Annotated in this window: 18 protein-coding genes and 3 pseudogenes; 11 read left to right on the top strand and 10 right to left on the bottom strand. The window is 72.0% G+C overall.

Translation table 11 applies throughout. From position 1 onward, the window contains the following. Positions 1–372: 372 nt before the first annotated feature. The gene (locus tag ACWD0J_RS37370) at positions 373–549 is read right to left on the bottom strand and encodes a hypothetical protein (protein WP_451500326.1); all 177 of its coding nucleotides are present in this window, start codon (positions 547–549) and stop codon (positions 373–375) included. 26 nt (positions 550–575) lie between these two features. After that, a complete protein-coding gene (locus tag ACWD0J_RS37365) occupies positions 576–779 on the bottom strand; it encodes a cold-shock protein (protein ID WP_033532114.1) in 204 nt (67 codons plus the stop codon). Positions 780–1,015: 236 nt separating this feature from the next. Here ACWD0J_RS37365 and ACWD0J_RS37360 point away from each other — a divergent pair. From ACWD0J_RS37360 to ACWD0J_RS37350, 3 genes and pseudogenes are all read left to right on the top strand, one after another. Continuing rightward, positions 1,016–1,397 (top strand): annotated as a pseudogene (locus ACWD0J_RS37360) (transposase); the annotation flags it as partial. A gap of 302 nt (positions 1,398–1,699) precedes the next feature. Then, entirely contained in the window at positions 1,700–2,440 is a 741-nt protein-coding gene (locus ACWD0J_RS37355; protein ID WP_451500325.1) for an alpha/beta hydrolase, read from the top strand. Positions 2,441–3,175: 735 nt separating this feature from the next. Then, positions 3,176–3,373 (top strand): annotated as a pseudogene (locus ACWD0J_RS37350) (hypothetical protein); the annotation flags it as partial. A gap of 69 nt (positions 3,374–3,442) precedes the next feature. Here ACWD0J_RS37350 and ACWD0J_RS37345 read toward each other — a convergent pair. Further along, positions 3,443–4,235 (bottom strand): annotated as a pseudogene (locus ACWD0J_RS37345) (relaxase domain-containing protein); the annotation flags it as partial. 67 nt (positions 4,236–4,302) lie between these two features. Between ACWD0J_RS37345 and ACWD0J_RS37340 the strand changes: the two are divergent. From ACWD0J_RS37340 to ACWD0J_RS37325, 4 genes are all read left to right on the top strand, one after another. Then, a complete protein-coding gene (locus tag ACWD0J_RS37340; RefSeq protein WP_451500324.1) occupies positions 4,303–5,880 on the top strand; it encodes a hypothetical protein in 1,578 nt (525 codons plus the stop codon). Between the two features lie 586 nt (positions 5,881–6,466). Beyond that, positions 6,467–6,631: a hypothetical protein gene (locus tag ACWD0J_RS37335; protein WP_451500323.1), complete on the top strand. Its 165-nt coding sequence runs from the start codon at positions 6,467–6,469 to the stop codon at positions 6,629–6,631. Between the two features lie 221 nt (positions 6,632–6,852). Further along, positions 6,853–7,794 (top strand): oxygenase MpaB family protein, encoded by a 942-nt coding sequence (locus ACWD0J_RS37330; protein WP_451500322.1) that lies wholly within the window; start codon positions 6,853–6,855, stop codon positions 7,792–7,794. Next, positions 7,791–9,296 carry an aldehyde dehydrogenase family protein gene (locus tag ACWD0J_RS37325; protein WP_451500321.1) on the top strand — a complete coding sequence of 502 codons (1,506 nt, stop codon included), beginning with the start codon at positions 7,791–7,793 and terminating at the stop codon, positions 9,294–9,296. The genes ACWD0J_RS37330 and ACWD0J_RS37325 overlap by 4 nt, the downstream gene beginning before the upstream one ends. Before the next feature lie 52 nt (positions 9,297–9,348). Here ACWD0J_RS37325 and ACWD0J_RS37320 read toward each other — a convergent pair whose 3' ends face one another. After that, positions 9,349–9,975 carry a TetR/AcrR family transcriptional regulator gene (locus ACWD0J_RS37320; RefSeq protein ID WP_451500320.1) on the bottom strand — a complete coding sequence of 209 codons (627 nt, stop codon included), beginning with the start codon at positions 9,973–9,975 and terminating at the stop codon, positions 9,349–9,351. 89 nt (positions 9,976–10,064) lie between these two features. Here ACWD0J_RS37320 and ACWD0J_RS37315 point away from each other — a divergent pair, with 89 nt between their 5' ends. Continuing rightward, positions 10,065–11,204, top strand: a complete 1,140-nt coding sequence (locus ACWD0J_RS37315; protein WP_451500319.1) for an acyl-CoA dehydrogenase family protein — start codon at positions 10,065–10,067, stop codon at positions 11,202–11,204. Between the two features lie 89 nt (positions 11,205–11,293). Here the strand turns inward: ACWD0J_RS37315 and ACWD0J_RS37310 are convergent, their stop codons facing one another. From ACWD0J_RS37310 to ACWD0J_RS37285, 6 genes are all read right to left on the bottom strand, one after another. Continuing rightward, complete coding sequence (locus ACWD0J_RS37310; RefSeq protein WP_451500318.1) at positions 11,294–13,126, bottom strand: AMP-dependent synthetase/ligase; 1,833 nt, start codon at positions 13,124–13,126, stop codon at positions 11,294–11,296. Between the two features lie 202 nt (positions 13,127–13,328). Further along, positions 13,329–15,527, bottom strand: coding sequence for a 3-hydroxyacyl-CoA dehydrogenase NAD-binding domain-containing protein (locus ACWD0J_RS37305; RefSeq protein ID WP_451500317.1), 2,199 nt, complete (start codon positions 15,525–15,527; stop codon positions 13,329–13,331). A 57-nt stretch (positions 15,528–15,584) separates the two neighbouring features. Beyond that, entirely contained in the window at positions 15,585–16,805 is a 1,221-nt protein-coding gene (locus tag ACWD0J_RS37300; protein ID WP_451500316.1) for an acetyl-CoA C-acetyltransferase, read from the bottom strand. 77 nt (positions 16,806–16,882) lie between these two features. Next, the gene (locus ACWD0J_RS37295) at positions 16,883–18,031 is read right to left on the bottom strand and encodes an acyl-CoA dehydrogenase family protein (RefSeq protein ID WP_451500315.1); all 1,149 of its coding nucleotides are present in this window, start codon (positions 18,029–18,031) and stop codon (positions 16,883–16,885) included. Further along, positions 18,028–19,053 (bottom strand): LLM class F420-dependent oxidoreductase, encoded by a 1,026-nt coding sequence (locus ACWD0J_RS37290; RefSeq protein ID WP_451500314.1) that lies wholly within the window; start codon positions 19,051–19,053, stop codon positions 18,028–18,030. The genes ACWD0J_RS37295 and ACWD0J_RS37290 overlap by 4 nt, the downstream gene beginning before the upstream one ends. Then, entirely contained in the window at positions 19,053–20,207 is a 1,155-nt protein-coding gene (locus tag ACWD0J_RS37285; RefSeq protein WP_451500313.1) for a CaiB/BaiF CoA transferase family protein, read from the bottom strand. The genes ACWD0J_RS37290 and ACWD0J_RS37285 overlap by 1 nt, the downstream gene beginning before the upstream one ends. Before the next feature lie 262 nt (positions 20,208–20,469). Here ACWD0J_RS37285 and ACWD0J_RS37280 point away from each other — a divergent pair, with 262 nt between their 5' ends. The 3 genes from ACWD0J_RS37280 to ACWD0J_RS37270 are packed head-to-tail and all read left to right on the top strand — an operon-like array spanning position 20,470 to position 22,808. Further along, positions 20,470–21,165: a TetR/AcrR family transcriptional regulator gene (locus tag ACWD0J_RS37280; RefSeq protein WP_451500312.1), complete on the top strand. Its 696-nt coding sequence runs from the start codon at positions 20,470–20,472 to the stop codon at positions 21,163–21,165. Positions 21,166–21,210: 45 nt separating this feature from the next. Beyond that, entirely contained in the window at positions 21,211–21,720 is a 510-nt protein-coding gene (locus ACWD0J_RS37275; protein WP_451500311.1) for a DUF4334 domain-containing protein, read from the top strand. Further along, on the top strand, positions 21,717–22,808 hold the full coding sequence (locus ACWD0J_RS37270) for an NAD(P)-dependent alcohol dehydrogenase (RefSeq protein ID WP_451500310.1): 1,092 nt from the start codon (positions 21,717–21,719) through the stop codon (positions 22,806–22,808). The genes ACWD0J_RS37275 and ACWD0J_RS37270 overlap by 4 nt, the downstream gene beginning before the upstream one ends. Positions 22,809–22,961: the final 153 nt, after the last annotated feature.

Below are 22,961 nucleotides of genomic sequence, written 5' to 3'. Positions count from 1 at the left end.
GCCTGCGACTTGGCGTACGCCGTGCCGAAGACGGAGTCGATGCCCATGACCTCGCCGGTGGAGCGCATCTCCGGGCCCAGGATCGTGTCCACGCCACCGTGCGGGAGGAGGCGACGCGCGCGTCGGCCACAGGACAGCTCCGGGCGTACTCCGCGGCGGCCACGGCGCGCAGCACGGGGGTGGGGACCGGCCCTTGCGCGGCCCAGATCAGGACCCGCACCGGTTTACGGGAGACAGGATCCAACTCGAGGCAGGCGGCGTAGAGACCGTCTTCGGTGATATCGACCGCCTCGTCGCTCGTCAGTGGCCCGCGCAGCGGACAGCCGACGATTATTCTGCGTTCGCGGAACCGGTCGGCGATGTCGCTCGCGGTCAGCAGCCGAAGCGGCGGCAGCGGCGGCAGCGGCGGTCGCTGGTGGTGATCTGCCGGGCGTACTCATGGCCCGCGGCGGTGAGACGGGCGATGGCGACGAAGAAGCCCCGCACGGTGTTGTCCGGGGTGGCGGCCCGCCGGATGCTGCCCGAGCGAGGCGGCTGCCGGACCGCCATCCGCCTCGCTCTGCATCTGCGCCCGGTCAGCCGCGGATGATGTTCTGGGCCTGCGGGCCCTTCTGCCCTTGGCCGATGTCGAAGGTGACGTGCTCGCCCTCGGTGAGCTCGCGGTATCCGCTGCCCTTGATCTCGGAGTAGTGCGCGAAGACGTCCGGGCCTCCGCCGTCCTGCTCGATGAAGCCGAAGCCCTTCTCGGCGTTGAACCACTTCACGGTGCCGCTGGCCATACTGGTCGATCCTTCGTTCATACCCGGGAGCAGCCCTTCATGCAGGGGATGCTCCGGCTCTCTGCACTCGCAGGAGCCAACAGTCGTTCTACCCCAGAACGCGACGCTCACTCGGCTGGCGACACAGGCCTTCACCATCGCCAGCTCGCCGGGGACGGGCGTCTGACCGGCCCGTCCGTGCACAGCACCGTATCGGTCAGCTGCCTTCCTGACCTGGACGATCAACCTTGCTGAGTCTCCTGCTCAAGGGCGCCCGCACGAGCTTCTCCTGGCAGGGCTGTCGCGACCTGCTGGCGAGGGCCATATCCAGCTCAGTGGCCCGGTTGTGGTGGTCTGGGACTGTCTCCACACCCATCCGGCCGCCGGGCTGGAGCGGTACGAGGCCGAGCACGACTGGCTCACCACCGTCCGGCTGCCGCCGTAGACACCAGCCCTCAACCCCGTCGAGACCGTCTGGTCACTCGTACGCGGAGCGATGGCCAACACCGTCTTCGGCACGCCTGACGACCGCGATCGCGAGCTCCGCCGCGAGTTACGCAGGATCCAATCCGCCCCCACCTGACAGACGGCTGCCTCACCGCCACCGACCTGACCCTCGCACCACCGACTCCACCCTGAACACCTCAGTAGCTCGTCCGTCAGCGGTTGATCGCCGGTTTCTCCGGTGCTCGAATCGGTGGCGGACGTTGCACTTCCCGACCAGTGACAGGCGTGACGACGACGTGGTGTTCGGCCACAGAGCCTCCACGAAAACCCGTTCGCGGAACCACGGCAGCCACTGCTACGTTTCCGGAAGCCGTGCCAGAGAGCGAGGAGGTGGTACCCGTGAACGATCGACATGGGTGCTCCCCTCCGGGGTCACGGTCGGGCGATAGGTCGTCCGGGAGCGCCGTTCTATGGCACTCCCGAAAGGCACGACCATGCACTTCACTTCTGAACAGCGTCTCGACGACGCTGTCCTCGAGCGCGCATTCACCCTCGGCCAGATCCCCGGCATCCTGTGGACGCCCGGATCCGCATCCACATCCGCACCGGCGCCGCTGATCCTGCTCAGCCCTCCTCCTCTCGGGCTGCGCAAGACGTACTCCCGACTGGTGGCCCGAGCCCGGCTGGCTGCGGCGGACGGCTTCGCCACGGCCACCATCGAGCTCCCCGGAAGCGGTGACCGGCCCCGTTGGCCTGCCGCCGAGCAGGCCCGCGCCGACCTGCGCCGGGCGGTGGAGGCCGGCGAGCCGGTCAGCGACGAGATCATCGACGCCCTCGTCCTGCCCCTGGTCGACGCGGCGGTCCCGGAATGGCAGGCCGCTCTGGACGCCCTCCTGTCGCTGCCCGAGATCGGCGGCCCGGTCGGGTACTCAGGGGGAGTGATCTCCATCGGGACCCGGCTGGCGGTGGTCGAGCCGCGCGTCTCGGCCGCTGTTCTGTTCGCCGGGAGTTTCGTCCCTCGCGCCATCTTCGAGGAGGCCCGGCAGGTCACCATTCCTCTGCACGTCCTGCTGCAGTGGGACGACGAAGGCAACGACCGTCAGGCAGCCCTGGACCTGTTCGACGCCTTCGGCTCCATGGAGAAGACACTGCACGCCAATATGGGCGGGCACACCGGCGTCCCGCAGTTCGCAGGGGACGCCGCGGCCCAGTTCTTCACCCGGCACCTGAAGTGACGCCGGGCGGTCAGGCCACCGGCAGACGGTAGCCTTCTGCCGGCCGGATGCGGGACAGGTCCTGGCCCTCCTCAGCTCTCTGCACCACGGGTCCCTGCCACACCTTTGGCAGGGACCCGTGCTGTCCGGAACCATGAATGGCTCGACGACTGCAAGAGCTTCGAGTGCTGCCCGTGCTCGCGTACAGGCGCTGTCGGCTCGTGAGCACAGCCACTTGAGCACACCCCTTCGCGCGAAAACCCCATCAACGCCACTCCTTCGATCCGTGCGGGATGCTGGTGAGCGAGCAGCTCACCCGGCAACGTGCTGAGACCGCACCTATGCCGGCACCCGGGTGGACAGGCGGTGGTGATGATCCCGCACCGCGCGGCGGGTGCGGAGGAGACTGGGCTCCCACCGGACTGTCAGCGGATCCTCGCGGCCGTGCGGCAGGCCGCCAAACCGGTCACGGCCCGCCGGGTCGGCGAGATGACGGGGGTGGATGTCCGCGTGCGGGCCGAGCTGGAACCTCTGCGCGGAAAGCTGATCAGGCTGGTCGAACGCGGCTGGCTGCGGAAACTACCCCGCCCCTGCCGGCCTCCACGCCCCGACTGGCCGGGCTGCGGTTTGAGGAGCGCGGAATCGTGACCGAAATGCCGTTACCTGCTCTCGTACTCACACGGGTCAGCCCTGTTCACTTCCTCATCGTCCCACCAGATGACATTGACAAGCAGATCATCGACCGGGGGATACGAACGACTGCGCGACGGCTTCGACATCGCTCTGTGTCACCCGCTGGCTGCCGCCGCGCTGAAGGACGCCCCCGACGTGGTCGTCTACCACCCGCTGTCCGGCCGGGGCGACATGGCCGGCAAGCAGGACCTGCTGGAGCTGACCGCCGCCGGATACCCGGTCATTCCCACCATGGAGATTCCTCCCCTCCCGGCAGCTGGACTTTGGCCACATGCCCGCGCTCCCAAGATCGTCTCTGAGGCTGCCGTGATCAGCGCAGCGGCCCGTATATGAGGAGGCGGGCGCGGCGACGGTGTGCGGCCGGGTGCGGGAGCCCAGGCGGTCCGCGCGGCCCACCGCGTGGACCCTGGCGGCCAGCGCGCCGGAGGCGAGGCGGGCCCGCTCGTACGGCGAGGCAGTCCGTTTGCGGGTCGGCGGGCGCAGCACGGCCTGGTCCTCGGTGTCGCGTGGGTAGAGGGCGCGCAGGTGGGCGGTCATCATCCGGCGTCCGGCCGGGCGGGTGAAGTCGTCGACGGCCGCATGCACGATCTGTCCGTCCAGTCGCCGAAGCCCGACGCCACCCCGCCCACGCCCTGCGCGGCCGACACCACCAGCCCGGTCTGCGGGTGGTGGCGCTCGAACGCGCCGCGCATCACGTACACCGCGGCGACGGTGTCGACGGCGGCCGGGGCGACCTCGACGGCCGGTCGCACTCGCGCCCACACTGCCGCGGCCGCCGCTCGCGCTCGCTGTTCGAGCCGGTAGAGGGTGCAGGCGCCGAACGCCGGATCGCTGACCGCCGCCAGCTGTCGCGCGGCTCGGACAGTGACCGAGGCAGCTTGCGCTTGGGCGGGCGCGTCCGGTCGGCGGCAGCCTGCTGATCCAGCCCGGCGGGTGCCCCTGCACCTCTTGGTACGTGGCCACGACGGCGGGCCGCGCGTCCTCGATCTGCTGACGGCGAGTCGACTGCCAGCCGATGAGCCGCTGGTCAGATCCCAGCGATCTCCATGACCGGCCTTCTGCCGGACGTCACCTCGCGCGGCTCCCACGCCCACCCGAGCCGGGCGGACACCTCCTTCATGAAGCGCACATGTTCACCCCTCTGCCGGGCTGTGGTGGTGACCCGACGAAGCAGACGGCAGCGTGGTCGCATGCCCCTGCTCCACGCCGGCAGCGCGCGACAGCCGCGGCCATCCGCTGGCACCAAGCCGCACTCAGCCGGTGGGTGGCTCTGGCTCGTGCCGGTCGCTGCGGCCTTCCTGCTCGCGCAGTTGGCGCTTGTAGGACCCGGGACGGGGCTGACGTGGGACGAGATCGTGCATGTCAGCCAGGTCGACCCGCGCCGTCCTGCTGCCTTCTTCAGCCCGGCGCGCGCCAGGGGTGTCACGTTCCTCGCGGCTCCTGTCGTCGCGGTCACCTCCTCTACCGTGGTCTTGCGCGTGTGGCTGGCGCTGCTGTCCGGATGCGGTCTGCTGCTGGCGCTCGCGACATGGCGGCTGATGGTGCCACCACCAGTGCTGGCCACGGCGGGAGCACTGTGGTGCGCGCTGTGGGTGACGCTCCTCTACGGCTCCCAGGCGACTCCCAATCTGTGGGTGGCGCTGGCCGCACTGACCGCCACTGGCTGGGCACTGCGCGCGGCGCTCGACCCCGGCGACAAGCGGGCCGTCCTCGGCCTGACCACGGCGGTGGCATTCGTGGCGCTGATGCGGCCGATGGACGCGCTGTGGCTGGTGCTGCCCCTTGAGGCGCTGGTGCTCCACAGAGCGTGGCGCGCGCAACCGGATGCCGCCAAGTGGCAGCGGGTGCTGGCCCCGACTCGGCCGTGGCGGCACGTCCTCGCGGCACCCGTGGCCGGGCTGGCGGTCGGTTGCCTCCCGTGGATCGCCGAAGCTTACGCTCGCTACGGAGGTCTCCGGACCAGGCTGCGCCGGGCCAGCGAGATCCAGGGCAGCCTTGGATGGCACTGGGCCGTGGACGACCACCTGCGGGCCCTGTCCGGCCGCGTGTTGTGCCGCCCGTGCGACGTACCGTGGCCGCACCCGTCCGTGATGGCGTGGTGGCTCGCACTGCCGATACTCGTCATCGGCGGGCTCTACGCGGCCCGGCGCGCCGGCCGGAGTGCCGGCTCGATGACGGCGGCCGCGACCGGAGTGTGCCTGGCAGCGCCTTACTTGTTCACGGTCGACTACGCAGCCCCACGCTTTCTGCTGCCCGCTTACGCCTTGCTTTCCCTGCCCGTGGCCGAGCTCCTGGCCTGGACCGCTACACGCGGCGCACCAGTACGCACGGTGCTCTGCCTGTGCCTGGTCGGCCACCTGATCACGCAGTACCACGTGCTCGATACCGTCACCGGCCAGAGCAACGCTGTTCACGCCACCGAACTTCGCATGGCGGCGGTGCTGCGCCGCGCCGGCGTGCGGCCGCCGTGCGTGATCTCCGGCCAGCGGGCGATTCCCCTCGCCCAACTGACCGGGTGCGCCTCCCGCCAGGTGGACAGTGACGAGGCGAGCAGCACCTGGCAGGACCTGAGGGACACCGCTTCGTTCCAGCCGGTAGCCGTGCTCGTCGCCGTCGAGCAGCCACCGCCCCCAAAGATCCGCGACTGGCAGGTGGTACAGCTGCCCTCGTACGACGTGCGGCCGCAGCACGGCGCTCAGCACCTGCGGGCCCATATCTCGGGGACCGATCACCACGCCGCCCCTCGACGACCCAACGCCGTGCAATGACCTTGGATCCCTTGACCGACGCTGTGGTCACGTCCGACGGTCTCGCGCCCGCCCAGAGGCGACGGACGAGGGCACGGTCGTCAGGCCCGAGACATGTAGTGCGTCCAGGATCCGTACCGTAGGCCCACAGTCACCGCATCGACGAGGGCTGTGTCCGCGACGGCGGCCTCTGAGGCAGCAACCGACGCCTGAGGCAGCAACCGACCTCCAAGAGCCGGAGGCCGGCGGGGAATGGCCAGTGTCGCGCGACGAGGGCCGAAGAAGGCCAGTGGCCAGGTGCACACCGGTCGGGGACGTCGTTCAACGCCGGAAGGCGTGACACGGTCACCGGGGCCGTGCCTCAGCCCCTCGAAGGGCCCCAGCAGGGCGGGCTCCGGCCGGTCGTCGCACAAGGCAAAGGCCGCCCGCGCGCGGCGCCCTTCCTCGGACGACCCGTCACCTGCCGGGTACACCACCAGAGTTGTCGGTGTGGGCGGAACCCAAAGCGCGACTACGGGCATCTCCGCGTCTCCGTCACGTCCCGAGTATTGACGCCCGATGAGACAGTTCAATAGTTTGAGTATCTTCGACTCACAGGGGGTGCCCCATGGCGTCCAGTACCGCCGGCACCACCACGATCCGCCAGGGGAAGGGGCGTACGCGCTGGAGGCGCTGCGCCGCCGGCGCCGACGACCGCGCGATCGAACCGAAGGGCACCCGGGCCGTCCAGGCCAGGAGCGCCGTCGCCCGCGATCCGCGCGGTACCGCATAGCCGCGTCAGCCGGCTCACCGGCGGCGTCGCCACCCCGACCCGCACCTCAGCACTCCGCCGATCCGTCCGGGCACCGGCACCGGGCCCGTCCGCCTCGGAGGTGACCACGGACCACGGCGGAGGCCGGCCAGGTGCTGGCCGACGCGGAGACCGTCCGCTTCTCCGATCTGGCCACGTGCACCGCGAGTTGGTGGCCGCGACTCCGGCAGGAGGGATCACCCATGGGCCGCTTCAGCCGGCTGCGCCGCATCCAGCAGATGGATCCGCAGCGGGACTTCGAGCAGATCTACCGGTGGATCATCCACTACGAGTTCCCCCGCGACTATCTCCACGGGACGTCGATCGCCTTCCTGCGCGATTACGGCGTCCCGCGCATCTCCCGGCTCCTGGACCGCACCCAGGAGTTCGAACGTGCCGGTCAGAAGCGGTACGACGACACGGTGCTGATCACGTACGAGATGGTCCGCGCGGGGATGGACTCGGAGCACGGCCGGGCAGCCGCCCGCCACCTGAACCGCATCCACGGCCGTTACCGGATCCCCAACGAGGACTTCCTCTACGTCCTGGCCACCACGGTGGTGGGGCCGAAGCGGTGGATAGACCGGTTCGGCTGGCGTCGCCTGTCCGAGCAGGAGACCGAGAGTCTGGCGCTGGTGGGCCGGCGGATGGGCGAGATGATGGGCATCTCCGGCGTGCCCGGCACCTACGCCGCCTTCGAGCGACTCCACGACGACTACGAGCGGGAGATGTTCGCCTACGACCCCGCCAACCGCAGGGTCGCCGCGGCCACCTTGCGGATCCTGGCCTCCTGGTACCCGGCCCCGGTACGGCGGTTGGCGTCCCGCGTCTCGCTCGCCGTCCTCGACGAACCGCTGCTGAAGTCGCTCGGCTTCCGCCCGGAACCGCGCTGGTTGCGGATCGCCGTCCACCGCGCCTTGCGCACCCGGGCCGCGCTGATCCGCCTGCTGCCCGGACGGCCCGAGCGGTTCCCGCGCAAGCCCAAGACGCGCACCTACCCCTTCGGCTGGACCCTGGACGACCTGGGCCCGCACTGGGCGCATTCCCGTCCGCCGGTCCCGCTCCAGGACGAGACGCCGCCGGAACAGGCTTCCGTTCCACAGCAGTCGTCCGCCCCCCGTGTCCCCCGCCAGGAGTCTCCATGACCGACACCACCCCGGCCGTCGCACCACGCGCCCCGGCCTTCACCACGTACTCCCCCGCGACCGGCGAAGCGATCGCCGAGCACCCGGTGAACGGGCCGGAAGAGATCTCCCGCGCCGTGACCGGGGCCCGAAGCGCCCAGGCCGGCTGGGCGGCGCTGCCCGCGTCCCGGCGGCGTGATCACCTGCTGCGCTGGAAGAAGGCCCTCGCCACCGACCTGGACGCCGTGGCCCGCACCATCGCCGAGGAGACCGGAAAGCCGGCCGGCGACGCGGCGCTGGAGGTCGTGCTCACGCTGGAGCACCTGGCATGGGCCGCCCGCAACGCGCAGCGCGTGCTGCGCCGGAGAAAGGCGGGAACCGGACTGTTCACCGTCCACCAGCGGGCCTCACTGGTGCACCGGCCGCTGGGTGTGGTCGGCGTGATCGGTCCCTGGAACTACCCCCTGTACACGCCGATGGGCTCCATCGGTTACGCGCTGGCGGCGGGGAACGCCGTGGTCTTCAAGCCGTCCGAGCTGACCCCGGGCACCGGGGTCCTGCTGGCCGACCTCTTCGACGCCGCCGTGCCCGAGCATGCCGGGCTGCTCACCACCGTCACCGGCGCGGCGTCCACCGGGGACGCCCTGGCCCGGTCCGGGGTCGACAAGCTGGCGTTCACCGGTTCCCCGGGTACGGCCCGCAAGGTGATGGCGGTGTGCGCCCAGACGCTGACGCCGTTCCTCGCCGAGTGCGGCGGGAAGGACGCGGTGATCGTCACCGCGGACGCGGACCTGTCCGCGGCGGCCGACGCGATCGTGTGGGGCGCGCTGAGCAACGCGGGGCAGACCTGTGCGGGGGTGGAGCGTGTCTACGCGGTGCGTGAGATCCATGCGGAGCTGTGCGAACAAGTCGTCGAGCGGGCCGCGGCGCTGCGCCCGGGGGCCGGGGCGGACGCCTCCTACGGCCCGATGACGCTGCCGGGCCAGGTCGCGGTCGTCGAGCGGCATGTGACCGGTGCCCTCTCGGCGGGTGCGCGGGCCCTGCTGGGCGGGCCCGAGTCGGTGCGCGCGCCGTATGTCGCGCCCGTCGTGCTGAGCGGCGTTCCGGAGGACGCGGCGGCGATGACGGAGGAGACTTTCGGGCCGGTCGTGGCGATCAACCCGGTGGCCGACGTGGACGAGGCGGTGGAGCGGGCCAACGCCTCGCGGTACGCCCTGGGGGCCGCGGTGTTCTGCCGCAGCGGGCGTGCCGGTGCGGCGATCGCGGCGCGGCTTCGCGCGGGGGCGGTGTCGGTGAACTCGGTGCTGGGCTTCGCGGCGGTGCCGGCGCTGCCGTTCGGCGGTTCGCGGGACTCCGGCTTCGGGCGGATCCACGGTGCGGAGGGGCTGCGTGCCTTCACCTCCGTGCAGTCGACGACGGTGCAGCGGTTCACCCCGCCGATCGCGCTGGCCTCCTTCGATGTTCCGGCCGCCACGCGGGAGCGTGCGGTGCGGCTGGCCCGGGCGCTGCACCGGCGTCGCTGAACGGCCGGGTGACGCCCCGTCGGCCCGGCCGGTCGCGCGAGGGCCGGGCCGGTCAGGCATCCAGCAGCGGGGCCAGGTAGCGGCGGGCGAAGGCCCGGGCCTGGTCCTCGTCGTCCATCTCGATGCAGCTGGCGGGGTTGAGCAGGAAGGACACGGCGACCCGCACCATCAGCTCGGCGACCGGACGCGGGTCCTCGTCGGGGCGGCCCTCGGCCTGCTGGGCCCGGCGCAGATGGCCCGTCAGGTAGGCGACGGTGGCGGAGAGCGAGAAGCCGCCCTGCACCGTCAGATAGGGCAGCACGACCTCGGGTTCGAGGCGCAGCAGGCCGCCGAAGAGCGGATGGGCGCGGGTGTGGCGCAGGGCGACCACGAAGCCCTCGACGACCCGTTCCCGCATGGTCGGCAGCGCCGCCACGGCCGAGTCCAGCCGCTGGAAGAACCGGCTCAGCTCGCGCAGCAGGGTGGCCTCGACCAGCTTGTCCTTGGTCTGGAAGCGCCGGAAGACGGTCACGCGGGAGACTCCGGCGCGCTTGGCGACGTCGTCCACGGAGGAGCGGCGCAGGCCCAGGAGAGTGAACTGCTCCAGTGCGGCGTCGAGGATCCGCCGCGCCGTGGGGTCCTCCGTCTCCGGCTGGGCGATGGCCCGGGCGAGCCCCGCGTCGTTCGTGTCAGTTCTCATGGTGCTCACGATACCGGCGAACATCTCCCCATGAGACGCTGAGACGCCTATCATATCTTCGTAACGCGACTCGAACCCCGGAGGACCTGATGGGCAGTCGCCTCACCGAAGAACAGGCCGATTTCGTCGCGGCCGTCCGCGATTTCACCAAGCGGGAGTGCGGCACCCGGGAGCAGCGGGGCGCGCTGACCGCGGACGGCCGCGAGGCCCACCACCCCGGGCTGTACGGCAGGCTCGCCGACCTGGGCTGGCTCGGGGTGTGCCTGCCCGAGGAGCACGGAGGCTCCGGCGGCGGGCTGGCCGACGCCTGCCTCTTCCTGGAGGAGACCTCGTACGGGATGGTCCCGGCGGGGGGTTTCATCACCACCGTCATCGCCGCGAAGGCGTACGAGAAGTTCGGCACCGGGCAGCAGCGGCGGGAGGTGCTGTCCGGCGCCGTGCGCGGTGACGTGCTGGCCATCGCCATGTCGGAGCCGGGGGCCGGGTCGGACGTCGGCGCGCTGCGCTGCCGCGCCCGGCAGCAGGCGGACGGTACGTGGGTGATCGACGGCCAGAAGACCTGGATCTCCAACGCGCACTGCGCGAGGAGCATTCTGCTGGTGGCCCGCACCGGCGAGGACAAGCACGGCGGTCTGACCATGTTCCACCTGCCCGCCGGCGCCCCGGGCGTGGAGGTACGGGGCATCGAGACCATGGGCGGCCGGGAGGTCAACGACGTCTTCCTCACCGGGGTGCGGCTGCCCGCGGACGCCGTCGTCGGCCAGGTGGACGACGGCTGGCGGCAGTTGATGGCCGGCCTGAACTACGAGCGGCTCTTCCTGGCCGCGAACATGCTGGGCCTGGCACGCCGCGCCTTCGACGACACGGTCGGCTACGTCCGTGAACGCGAGCAGTTCGGGCGGCCCGTCGGCTCCTTCCAGGCGCTGCGGCACCGGATCGCCGACCTCGCCACCGAGATCGAGTGCGCCCGGCTGCTGGTGCGCGAGGTGGCTCTGGACTGCGACGCGCAGCCGGACAAGCTGTTCCCGCGCGAGGCGTCCATGGCCAAACTGAAGGCCACCGAGATCGCCAAGCGGGCCGCCCTGGAGGGCATGCAGATGATGGGCGGCTACGGCTACACCACGGAGTTCGACATGGAGCGCCACCTGCGGGCCGCGGTCGTCTCCACGGTCTACGGCGGGACCAGCGAGATCCAGCGGGACGTCATCGGCAAGACCTACGGCCTCTGAGACGGCCCGCAGGTGACAGGGCGGCCGCCCGCCCCGGGTCGGGGGCGAGCCGCCGCCCTGTCACATCGGCGCGGAAGGGGACGTCCGGCTCAGCCCTGGTAGAGCCCTGACAGCGAGTCGGCGTACTTGTCCCGGATGACCCGGCGCCGCATCTTCAGGGACGGCGTCAGCTCGCCGGTCGCAGGCCCCCACTCCTCGGCCAGCAGCTCGTACCGCTTGACCTGTTCGGTGCGGTTGAGCCGGGTGTTGGCGGCGGCCACCGCGCGGTCCACCTCCGCCCGGACGGCGGGGTGTTGCGCCAGCCCGGCCAGTCCTCCCGCCGCCTCGACGCCGCTGGCCGCGGCCCAGGCGGGGGCGGTCTCCGCGTCGAGCACCAGCAGGGCGACCAGGTAGGAGCGGTTGTCGCCGTGCACCATCGCCTGGCCGATCAGCGGGTGTTCCTTGAGCGCGTTCTCCACCAGGGCCGGCGAGACGTTCTTGCCGGTGGAGGTGATGATCATCTCCTTCTTCCGGTCGGTGAGCCAGAGGTAGCCGTCCTCGTCGATCCGGCCGATGTCGCCGGTGGCCAGCCAGCCGTCGGCGTCCAGGGCGGACCGTACCGAGCCGTCCGGCTGGAGGTAGCCGGAGAAGACGGACGAGCCCCGCACCAGGATCTCGCCGTCCTCGGCGATACGGACCTCCACGGACTCCACCGGGCGCCCTACCGAGCCGAGCCGGAAGCCGGTCTTCGGGCTGTTGCTGGTGGCGACGCCGGTGGTCTCGGTCAGCCCCCAGGCGTCCATGATGACGATGCCGAAACCGGCCCAGAACCGCACCACGTCGAGCGGCATCGGCGCCGACGCGCTGGCCGCCCAGGTCACGCGGTCCAGGCCGCCCGCGGCCAGCATGGGCCGCAGCACGTCCTCGCGGACGCGGGCGTAACGCTCCTCCAGCTCGGCGGGCGGCGTCTCACCCCGCTCGCGGTACCCGACGTGCTCGCGGCCGGCCTCGAACGCCCGGTCGATGACCGCCCGCTGCTCGGCCGGCATCAGCGAGAGCACGGCCCGCACGGCGGCGGACAGCTTCTCCCAGATCCTCGGCACGCCGAACAACTGCGCGGGGCGCACCTTGCGCACCACCTCGCCGACGCGCGTCGGGTCGGCGCAGAGATGGACGTGCGAGGCCCGGTGACAGGGCAGGTAGATGCCCAGCATCCGCTCGGCGATGTGGGCGAAGGGCAGGTAACAGATGTGCTCGACGTGCGGGGGCAGCTCCACCACGGCGTCCAGCGCCAGGGCGTTGGCCATCACCTGGCGGTGGGTGAGGACGACGCCCTTGGGCTCGCCGGTGGTTCCGGAGGTGTAGACGACGGTCAGCGGGTCCTCGGGGCGGGCGGCGTCCAGTTCCTCGGCGAACCGCTCCGGCACCGGCTCGCGGAGCAGGGCGGCGTACGGGAAGTGGCCGCCCTCCTCCCCCGCCCCGGCCACCACCAGCCGCTCCAGCGGCGTGCCGGCGTCGGCCAGCAGCGGCTCCCACACGGCGACCTGCGCCGCACCTTCCACGACGGCGAGGCGGGCCCGGCAGTTGCGGGCGATGTGGGTGATCTGCTCGGGGGCCGCGGTGCCGTAGACACTCACCGGGACCGCGCCGAGGCGGACCAGCGCCAGGTCGGACAGCCAGTGCTCGGGCCGGTTGGGCATCATCAGCAGGACGTGGTCGCCGCGGCCGACGCCGAGGGCCCGGTAGCCGGCGGCGAGGCCCCGGGTGTGCTCGTGGATTTCCGCCCAGCCGAACGTCGTCCAGTCGCCGTCCGGGTCCGCCGACTGCCAGGAGAGGCCGGGGAGTCGGGGATACTCGCGTGCGTTGCGGGCCAGCATCTGCGGCAGGGTCCGGTCGGCCGGATCGTCGGGCAGGTCGCGCGTGGTGCGGGGTGCCGATGTCATCGGGGCCTCCTTGCGGGTCGGAAGGGAACGTCTGGGGAGACCGGGGCGGGGAAGCCCCTGCGGGCGTGCCCTGTGGCGCCGCGGCAGAGGTGGGAGGGCCGGCCGTGGGTCCTGGCCGGGGGTGGACGGCCCTGCCACGGGAACCGGTCGATGCTCGAAAGCGCGGACTCGGGCCGGGGGCGGCGCGGGCTCCCGCAGCGGGTCAGGAATCGGTGAAGGTCTCACCCCGCTCGGCCTTGCGCAGCAGCAGCTCGGGCGGGGCGAAGCGCTCGCCGTGCTTCCCGGCCAGCTCCCGGGCGCGGGCCACGAACCCGGGCAGCCCGGTAGCGCCCCCGGCGCCGCCGTCATAGCCGTTGATGTACTGCAGCACGCCGCCCGTCCACGGCGGGAAGCCGATACCGAGGAGCGAGCCGATGTTGGCGTCCGCCACCGAGACCAGTACGCCCTCCTCCAGGCAGCGCACCGAGTCCAGCGCTTCGACGAAGAGCATCCGCTCCATCAGCTCGGTCAGGTCGGCGGGCTGCTTCGCGGGATCCGTGAAGTGCTCGCGCAGACCCGGCCAGAGCCCTGCGCGCCTGCCGTCCACGTAGTCGTAGAAGCCCGCGCCGCCGGACCGGCCGGGACGGCCGAACTCGTCGATCATGCGGTCCACCACAGCGTCCGCGGGGTGCGGCTCCCAGCCGCGGCCCGACGCCTCGGCCGCGCGGCGGGTCTCCTCGCGGATCTTGCGCGGGAGGGTGAGGGTCAGCTCGTCCATTAGGCCGAGGACCTTGGCCGGGTAGCCGGCCTGGGCGGCGGCCTGCTCGACGGAGGCCGGGTCGATGCCCTCGCCGACCAGGGCGACGCCCTCGTCGAGGAAGCGGCCGATGACCCGGGAGGTGAAGAAGCCGCGCGAGTCGTTGACCACGATCGGTGTCTTGCGGATCTGCCGCACCAGGTCGAAGGCGCGCGCCAGCGCCTCGTCCCCCGTCTTCTCGCCCTTGACGATCTCCACCAGCGGCATCTTGTCGACCGGCGAGAAGAAGTGCAGGCCGATGAAGTCCCGTGGCCGCTCCACCCCCTTGGCGAGGACGGTGACGGGCAGGGTGGAGGTGTTCGAGCACAGCAGCGTGTCCGGGGAGACGACTTCCTGTATCTCCTGGAACACCTGGTGCTTGACGTCGGTGTCCTCGAAGACGGCCTCCATCACCACGTCGCAGCCGGCCAGGTCCTGGACGTCGGCGGTCGCGGTGATGCGGGCCAGCAGGGCGTCCGCCGTCTCCCGCGTCGAACGGCCGCGTGAGACGGCCTCGGCGCACAGCTTCTCGGAGTACGCCCTGCCCCGCGCCGCCGCCTGGGCGGACACGTCCTTCAGTACGACGTCGATGCCCGCCGCGGCGCAGGAGTGGGCGATACCGGCGCCCATCATGCCGGCGCCGACCACGCCCACTCTGGTCACCTCGCGCGGCTCGACGCCCTTGGGGCGGCCGGCGCCGGAGTTGACCGCCTGGAGGTCGAAGAAGAACGCCTGGATCATGTTCTTGGTGATCTGCCCGGTGACCAGTTCCGTCAGGTAACGGGCTTCCACCACGAAGGCCGTGTCCACGTCGACCTGGGAACTCTCCACGGCCGCCGCGAGGATGTTGCGCGGGGCCGGGTGGGGGGCGCCACCTGTCTTCTTCTTCAACAGCGCGGTCAAGGCGGGGAGTTGCGCGGCCAGCTCCGGGGTCGAGGGGGTGCCGCCGGGGACGCGGTACCCGGCGGCGTCCCAGGGCTGCGCGGACTGCGGGTGGGCGTCGACGAACGCCCGTGCACGGGCGAGGAGTTCATCCGGGCCGGCGGCGATCTCGTCGACCAGACCGGCCTCCAGGGCACGTGCCGGTCCGTACTGGGTGCCCTCCAGCAGGACCTTCCGCAGGGCGTCCGCGACGCCGAACATGCGGACCGTGCGGGTCACTCCGCCGCCGCCGGGCAGCAGGCCCAGGGTGACTTCGGGAAGCCCGACGCGGGCGGCCGGGCTGTCCAGCACCACGCGGTGGTGACAGGCCAGGGCGATCTCGTAACCGCCGCCCAGCGCGGCGCCGTTGATCGCGGCGACGACCGGCTTGCCCAGCGTCTCAAGGACCCGCAGCGAGCGCTTGACACGCATCCCCGCCTCGAAGGAGGCACCGGCGGTCTCGGGAGTGACGGAGATCAGGTCGCGCAGGTCGCCGCCGGCGAAGAAGCTCTTCTTGGCGGAGGTGACGATGACGCCCCGAACGGTGTCGCGGCGTTCCGCCAGCCGCGCCGCGACGGCCTCCAGCGAGTCGATGAACGCGGCGTTCATGGTGTTGGCGGACTGGTCCGGGTCGTCGAGGACCAGGGTGACGACGTCGTCGGACTCTTCCCAGCGGATGGTGGAAGGTCGCGCGGTGGTGTCCATGGCTGTCGTGGTCTCCCGTGAAGGTGAACGGCTGCGGAGAGGAACGGGACGGAACGGTCAGAGGCGTTCGACGACGGTGGCGATGCCCATGCCGCCGCCGACGCACAGGGTGGCGAGCCCGTACCGCAGGCCGCGGCGCTCCAGTTCGTCCACGAGGGTGCCGAGGATCATCGCGCCGGTGGCGCCGAGGGGGTGCCCCAGGGCGATGGCGCCGCCGTTGACGTTGACCTTGTCCAGGGTCAGCCCCATGTCCTTGACGTAGCGCAGGACTACGGCGGCGAACGCCTCGTTGATCTCCACGAGGTCGATGTCGCCCACGGTCAGTTGGGCCTTGGCGAGCGCCTTGCGGGAGGCGGGCGCGGGCCCGGTCAGCATGATGGTGGGCTCGGCCCCGGACACGGCGGCGGAGACGATCCGGGCACGCGGGGTCAGGCCGTGACGCTCGCCGGCCTCCTCGCTGCCGATGGCGACCAGCGCGGCGCCGTCGACGATGCCGGAGGAGTTGCCGGCGTGGTGGACGTGGTCGATCGTCTCCACCCAGTGGTACTTCTGCAGCGCCACCGCGTCGAAGCCGGCCTCGCCGATCCGGGCGAAGGAGGGCTTGAGGGCGGCCAGGCTCTCGGCGGTGGTGCCGGGCCGGATGTGCTCGTCCCGCTCCAGGACCGGCAGCCCGTTGCGGTCCCGCACGGGAACGACGGAGCGGTCGAAGCGCCCGTCCTTCCAGGCAACGACGGCCCGCTCCTGAGAGAGCGCCGCGTAGGAGTCCACGTCGTGCCGGGAGAAGCCCTCCAACGTGGCGATCAGGTCGGCGCCGATGCCCTGCGGGACGAATCCGGTGGCGTGACTGGTGGCCGGGTCCAGCGCCCAGGCGCCGCCGTCACTGCCCATCGGCACCCGTGACATGGACTCCACGCCGCCCGCCAGGACCAGGTCCTCCCAGCCCGAACGGACCTTCGTCGCCGCCATGTTGACTGCTTCGAGGCCGGACGCGCAGAAGCGGTTCTCCTGCACGCCGGCCACTGTCTCCGGCAGACCCGCGAGGAGGGCGGCGGTGCGGGCGATGTCCGCGCCCTGGTCGCCGAGCGGACTGACCACACCGAGCACGATGTCGTCGATCGCCGCCGGGTCGAGGTCCGGGAAGCGGCGGAGGGTCTCGTGGATCAGGCCGACGACCAGGTCGACCGGCTTGGTGCCGTGCAGGGCCCCGTCCGCCTTGCCGCGACCGCGCGGGGTGCGGATCGCGTCGTACACGTACGCTTCGGTGCTCTCGGTGCTCACCTTGGGTGCCTTCCATGTCGGGTCCGAAGGACGCCTCGAACGCACCACGGGTGCCGTCGAGGGGAGTCGGGCGGAGGTCAACCGAGCAGCGAACGGCCGATGATCTCCTTCATGATTTCGGTGGTGCCGCCGTAGATGGTCTGGATACGGCTGTCGAGGAACGCCCGGGCCACTCGGTACTCGCTCATGTAGCCGTAGCCGCCGTGGAGTTGCAGGCAGCGGTCGACGATCCGCTGCTGGCGTTCGGTGGCCCACCACTTGGCCATCGAGGCGTGCACGGCGTCGAGCCGGCCCTGGCTGTGCTCGGTGACGCAGCGGTCCAGGAAGGTCCGGGTGACGGCGGTCTCGGTGGCCATCTCGGCGATCTCGAAGCGGATGTGCTGGAGCTTGGCCAGTGGTCGGCCGAACGCCTCGCGCTCCTTCACGTACCGCGTGGTGACGTCCAGGATCTCCTCGGCCGCGGCGGCGGCGCCGACCGCGATGGCCAGCCGCTCCTGGGCGAGGTTGCCGATGAGGTAGGTGAAGGCCTTGTTCTCCTCGCCCAGCAGGTTCTCCTTGGGGACGCGCACGTCGTCGAAGAACAACTCGGCGGTGTCCTGGGCCTTCTGGCCGATCTTGTCGAGGTTGCGGCCGCGTCCGAAGCCCGCCGTACCGCGCTCGACGACGAGCAGGCTCTGCCCGCCGCTGCCGCCCTCGGGGGTGGTGCGGGCGACCACGACGACGAGGTCGGCGAGGATGCCGTTGGAGATGAAGGTCTTCGTGCCGTTGAGCAGGTAGTGGTCGCCCTGGTCGGTGGCGGTGGTGCGGATGCCCTGCAGGTCGGAGCCTGCGCCGGGTTCCGTCATGGCGATGGCGGTGACGAGGTCGCCGGAGACGAAGCCGGGCAGCCAGCGGCGTTTCTGCTCCTCGTCGGCGTACCGGGTCAGGTAGGGGCCGACGATGTCGTTGTGCAAGCTCAGGGCCAGTCCGGAGGCTCCGGCGCGGGCGAACTCCTCGATGAGGACGGCGCTGTAACGGAAGTCGCCGGTCCCGCCGCCGCCGTACTCCTCGCCGACGGCCATGCCCAGCAGGCCCTGGCGGCCCGCCGAGCGCCACACCTCCCGGTCGACGACGCCGTCCTTCTCCCAGCGTTCGTGGTGCGGGGACACCTCCTTGGCGAGGAAGGTGCGCACCGTCTCACGGAAGGCCTCGTGGTCGGGGCCGTACAGGTCTCGTGCCAGGGTCACAGCCAGCTCCTGACGTGCTCGATCAGCCGGGTGGGATCGGGACCGACGGGGGTGACGTTGAGCATGGTCACGCCCGCCTCACGGAAGACCTCGACGCGGTCGCGGACATGGCCCTCGGGGCCGGCCAGGCACAGGTGCTCCAGCAGTTCGGCCGGTACGGCGGCCTCCGCGTCCTTCTTGCGGCCCGCGAGGTAGTGCTCCTGGATGGCGGCCGCGGCGGACTCGTAGCCGTAGGAGCAGATCAGGTCGTGGTAGAAGTTGCGGCCGGGCGCGCCCATGCCGCCGACGTAGAGGGCGACGGTGGGGCGCATCAGGTCACGGACGGCCTCGGCGTCGTCGCCGATGGCCAGCAGGCCGCCGGCGACGACCGAGAGCGGGCCGAGCGCGGGGTCGCGCGCGGCGGTGCCCTCGGCCAGGGACCGGCCCCAGACCTCGGCGGCGTGCTCGGGGACGTAGAGGAACGGCAGCCATCCGTCCGCGATCTCGGCGGTCATCCGGACATTGGCCGGGCCCAGCGCCGCGACATAGACGGGGATGGTGTCGCGGACCGGGTGGTTCAGCAGCTTCAGCGGCTTGCCGAGGGTGCCTCCCTTCTCGGGCGGCAGGGGCAGGTCGGTGATGCCGTGGTGCTCGATCACCTCGCGCCGCCAGATCCGCCGGGACAGCTCGATCACCTCGCGGGTGCGGCCCAGCGGGCGGTCGTAGCGGCGGCCGTGCCAGCCCTCGACGACCTGGGGTCCAGAGGCGCCGACGCCGAGGAGGGCGCGGCCGCCGGTGAGGGCGTCGAGTCCGGCCGCGGTCTGGGCGATCAGCGCGGGGGTGCGCGAGTAGACGTTGAGGATGGCCGGGCCGATCCGCATCCGCTCGGTCCTCGCGGCGAGGTATCCCATGATCGTCGGGGAGTCGAAGCCGTACGCCTCGGCCACCCAGACGGCGTCGAGGCCGGCGGACTCCAGGGCCGCTGCCCGGTCCGCGGCGGCGCGCGGGTCGCCGGCGTAGGCCAGGGGTGAGGACAGTTCCATCAGCGGTGGTCCTTCAGCAGTTCGGGCACGTCCCAGTCGCGGGCCACGTCTGGGGTGTGCGCGCCGGGGACGGCCGGGGGGAGCCGGAGGGTGCCGGGGGTGTCGGAGAAGCGGGGGGCGGGGGCGGGCTGGGTGATGCCGTACGCCTCGGTGTAGGTGCCGCGTCCCTTCAGGTGCCGGTGGCCGGCCGCCTCGCGCAGCGAGAGCACGGGTGCGACACAGGCGTCGGTGCCTTCGAAGACGGCCGTCCACTCCTCGCGGGTGGCGCTCTTGAACCGGCTGGTGAACACGGCCCGCAGGTCGGACCAGTTGCGCGGCTCGGCGCGGTCCGGCAGGTCCTCGCCGTCCAGGCCCAGCAGGGCGACGAACACCGCGTAGAACTGAGGTTCCAGGGCGCCGACCGCCATCCAGCCGCCGTCGGCGGTCTCGTAGACGCCGTAGTGGGGGCAGCCGCCGTCGAGCAGGTTGCGGCCGCGGGCCTCCTGCCAGGTGCCCTCGGCGAGCATCCCCCAGAACATGGCGGTGAGGTGTGCGGTGCCGTCCACGATGGCGGCGTCCACCACCTGGCCGCGGCCGGTGGCGCGGGCGGTGAGCAGCGCGGCGAGGACGCCGGTGGTCAGGTAGAGGGAGCCGCCCGCGTAGTCGCCGAGCAGGTTGGCGGGGAAGACGGGTGGCCCGTCCGGTGCGCCGATCATGGACAGGGCGCCGGAGGTGGCGATGTAGCCGATGTCGTGTCCGGCCTGGGACGCGAGGGGGCCTCGCTGGCCCCAGCCGGTCATCCGGCCGTACACCAGCGCGGGGTTGACGGCCGTGCACTCCCCCGGACCGACCCCGAGCCGCTCCGCGACACCGGGCCGGTATCCCTCCACCAGGATCTCGGCGCGCGCCGCCAACGCCCGTACCGTTCCCGGCCCTTCGGGCGTTTTGAGGTCGACCAGGACGGAGCGCTTGTTGCGGTTGGTCACGTCGTGGGCGGGGTCACCGCCGAGCGACGGGAGGCCGGGGCGGTCGACGCGCACCACGTCGGCGCCCAGGTCGGCGAGGAGCATCGCGGCGAACGGACCGGGACCGATGCCCGCCAGTTCGACCACGCGCACGCCGTCCAGCGGGCCCGCCACGTCACGGCCGGGAGGATCGGTGGAGTACCGGCTCATGGGTTCCTCTCTCGGCGCACGGCGGTCTCACCGCCGCCAACCGGGGACTTACTGAGCGTTCGCTAAGAACGTAGAAGTGGGACGCCGGACGGTCAACTCCCTGTGCGGCAGTAGTTTTTGTGGGATCCTGCCGGGGAAGTGACCTCAGACCGGACGCCGTATGCCGAGGTTTTCCTGAGCGGTCGCTAAGCGGCCGGAAGGAGGTGGTGCGGACTCACGGCCGTACGATGTCGCCGATCGCCGTCCGCCCGGAGGAGAGCCGTTGAACACCGAGCCGATCCAGGACACCACGCCACCGGCGCAGCACTGGCGCTCCTACGGACCGCTCGGCCTGCACCCGATCCTGATGCGCGCCATGGAAGCCTTCAACGAGCAGGGCTACCACGGCACTTCGGTCCGGGACATCGCCGGCCGGGTCGGCGTCACCGTGCCCGCGCTGTACTACCACTACGAGAACAAGCAGGCTCTGCTGGCCACGCTGCTGGAGACGTCCATCAAGGACGTCCTGGACCGCTGCCGGGCCGCGGCCGGTGAGGCCGGGGACGATCCGCTGGCGCGGTTCTGCGGCATGGTCGAGTCGATCGTGCTCTACATGGCCCACCGTCAGCAACTGGCCTTCCTGGACACCGAGATCCGCAGCCTCGAACCCCACAACCGGGCGCGCTACGTCGCCCTGCGCGACTACCTGGAGCACATGCTGCTGGACACGGTCGAGGCGGGCCGCGCCCAGGGCGTGTTCACCACCCCGATCCCGGCCGACGCGGTGCGTTCGGTGCTCGTCATGTGCCAGGGGGTCGCCAACTGGTTCCGCGAGGACGGTCCGCTCACCGCGGAGGAGGTCGCCGAACGCCATGTGCTGCTGAGCCTCGGCACCGTGGGCCACCCCGGCGCGGTCACCGGCAACCCTCCGCCCCCGTTCGCCCGGCGCTCCGCCCTGCGGCCTGCCTCCCCCGCGTGATGTTCCCCCTTCCCCCGTGCCAGCACCGACGAGAGGACACCCCACATGGACGTGCTCGAGGCCCGCGCCCGGTTCCAGGAGCTCCGGGAGAAGGACGGCCCGGTCAGCCCGTCGGAACTCGACGACATCTGGGCGGCGTTGGCCACCGTCCGCCCCGAGGACATCCTCGGTGAGTGGAAGGGCGGCGAGTTCCGCACCGGCCACCCCCTCAACGGCATGCTGGCGAAGGCCGGCTGGTACGGCAAGACGTTCACCGCCGTGCACGACGCCAAGCCGCTGATCTGCCGCAACGCCGCGGGCGAGCTGTACTCCAACCGCGAACTCGGCAAGGGCGAGGCCAGCCTGTGGACCGTCGAGTTCCGCGGTGAGACGACGGCCACCATGGTCTATGACGGCCAGCCGGTCCTCGACCACTTCAAGCGGGTGGACGAGACCACGCTGATGGGCATCATGAACGCCAAGGGGACCCCCGCGGAAGGCCCCTTCTACTACTTCTTCCTGGAACGCGCTCCCCGCACCCCGCGCGGGGGCCCGCGGGCCGGGGAGGACTCGTGAGGCGCGTCCGCGCCGCGGTCACCGAGGCGCCGGGCGCCCCGTTCACCGTCCGGGACGCGGACCTCGAGGACCCACGGCCGCGCGAGGTCCTGGTGCGGATGACCGCGGCCGGCGTCTGCCACACCGACCTGACGATGCGGGACACCTGGCCCCGGCAGCTCACCCCGATGGTCTTCGGCCACGAGGGCGCCGGCCGCATCGAGGCGGTGGGCGCGGAGGTGGCCGGCCTCGCACCGGGGGACCACGTCTGCCTCACCTTCGCCAGCTGCGGCGCCTGCGAGCAGTGCGCGGCGGACCACCCGGCCTACTGCCACGCCGCGCGGGCCCGGAACCTCTCCGGCGGACGCGAGGACGGCACCACCCCGCTCTCCGCCGACGGCACACCGCTGCACGCCGGCTTCTTCGGCCAGTCCAGCTTCGCCACGCACGCCGTCGTCCACGAACGCGGCGTGGTCAGGGTGCCGCCCGACCTGCCGGCCGCGGTCACCGCGCCGCTGGGCTGCGGCGGCCAGACGGGCGCGGGCACCGTGCTCAACCGACTGCGCCCCGAACCGGGTTCCTCGCTGGTCGTCCTGGGCGCGGGCGGGGTCGGTCTGAGCGCGCTGATGGCCGCGGTGGCCGTGGGCTGCGACCCGGTGGTGGCCGTCGACCCGGTCGCCTCCCGCCGCGCCCTGGCCACCGAACTCGGCGCGGGGGCGGCCCTCGCCCCCGGGGACGATCTGGTGGCGGCGCTGCGCGACCTCACCGGCGGCGGCGCGCACCACGTCGTCGAGACCACCGGCCGTCCGGAGATGGCCCGCCAAGCCGTCGCCGCGCTGCGCCCGCGCGGCGAACTCGTCCTCCTCGGCCTCGGCGGTGAGGTGACGTTCGACGTGATGGGCCTGCTCACCAAGGGCGTCCGCGTCCACGGGGTGATCGAGGGAGACTCCGACCCCGGCCGCTTCATCCCCGAGCTGATCGCCCTGCACAGGCGTGGCCTCTTCCCGCTCGACCGGCTGGTCACCACCTTCCCGTTCGAGGACATCGGCGCGGCCGTGGCCGCCATGCGGGACGGCAGCGTGGTCAAGCCGGTCCTCACCTTCACCTGACGGCCGCACCGACACCGAGAAGCGGCGGCCGCGGACGGCACCGGGGCGGGCCCGCGGCTTGCGCGCCCCACCGCGATCCCGGCGGCCGACTGCCACGCCGGCGGTCGGCGGTCGGCGGTCGGCGGTCGGCGGTCGGCGGTCGGCGGTCGGCGG

Source organism: Streptomyces sp. NPDC003011, from assembly GCF_053591515.1.
This window is presented reverse-complemented; position numbering and strand designations above follow the sequence as displayed.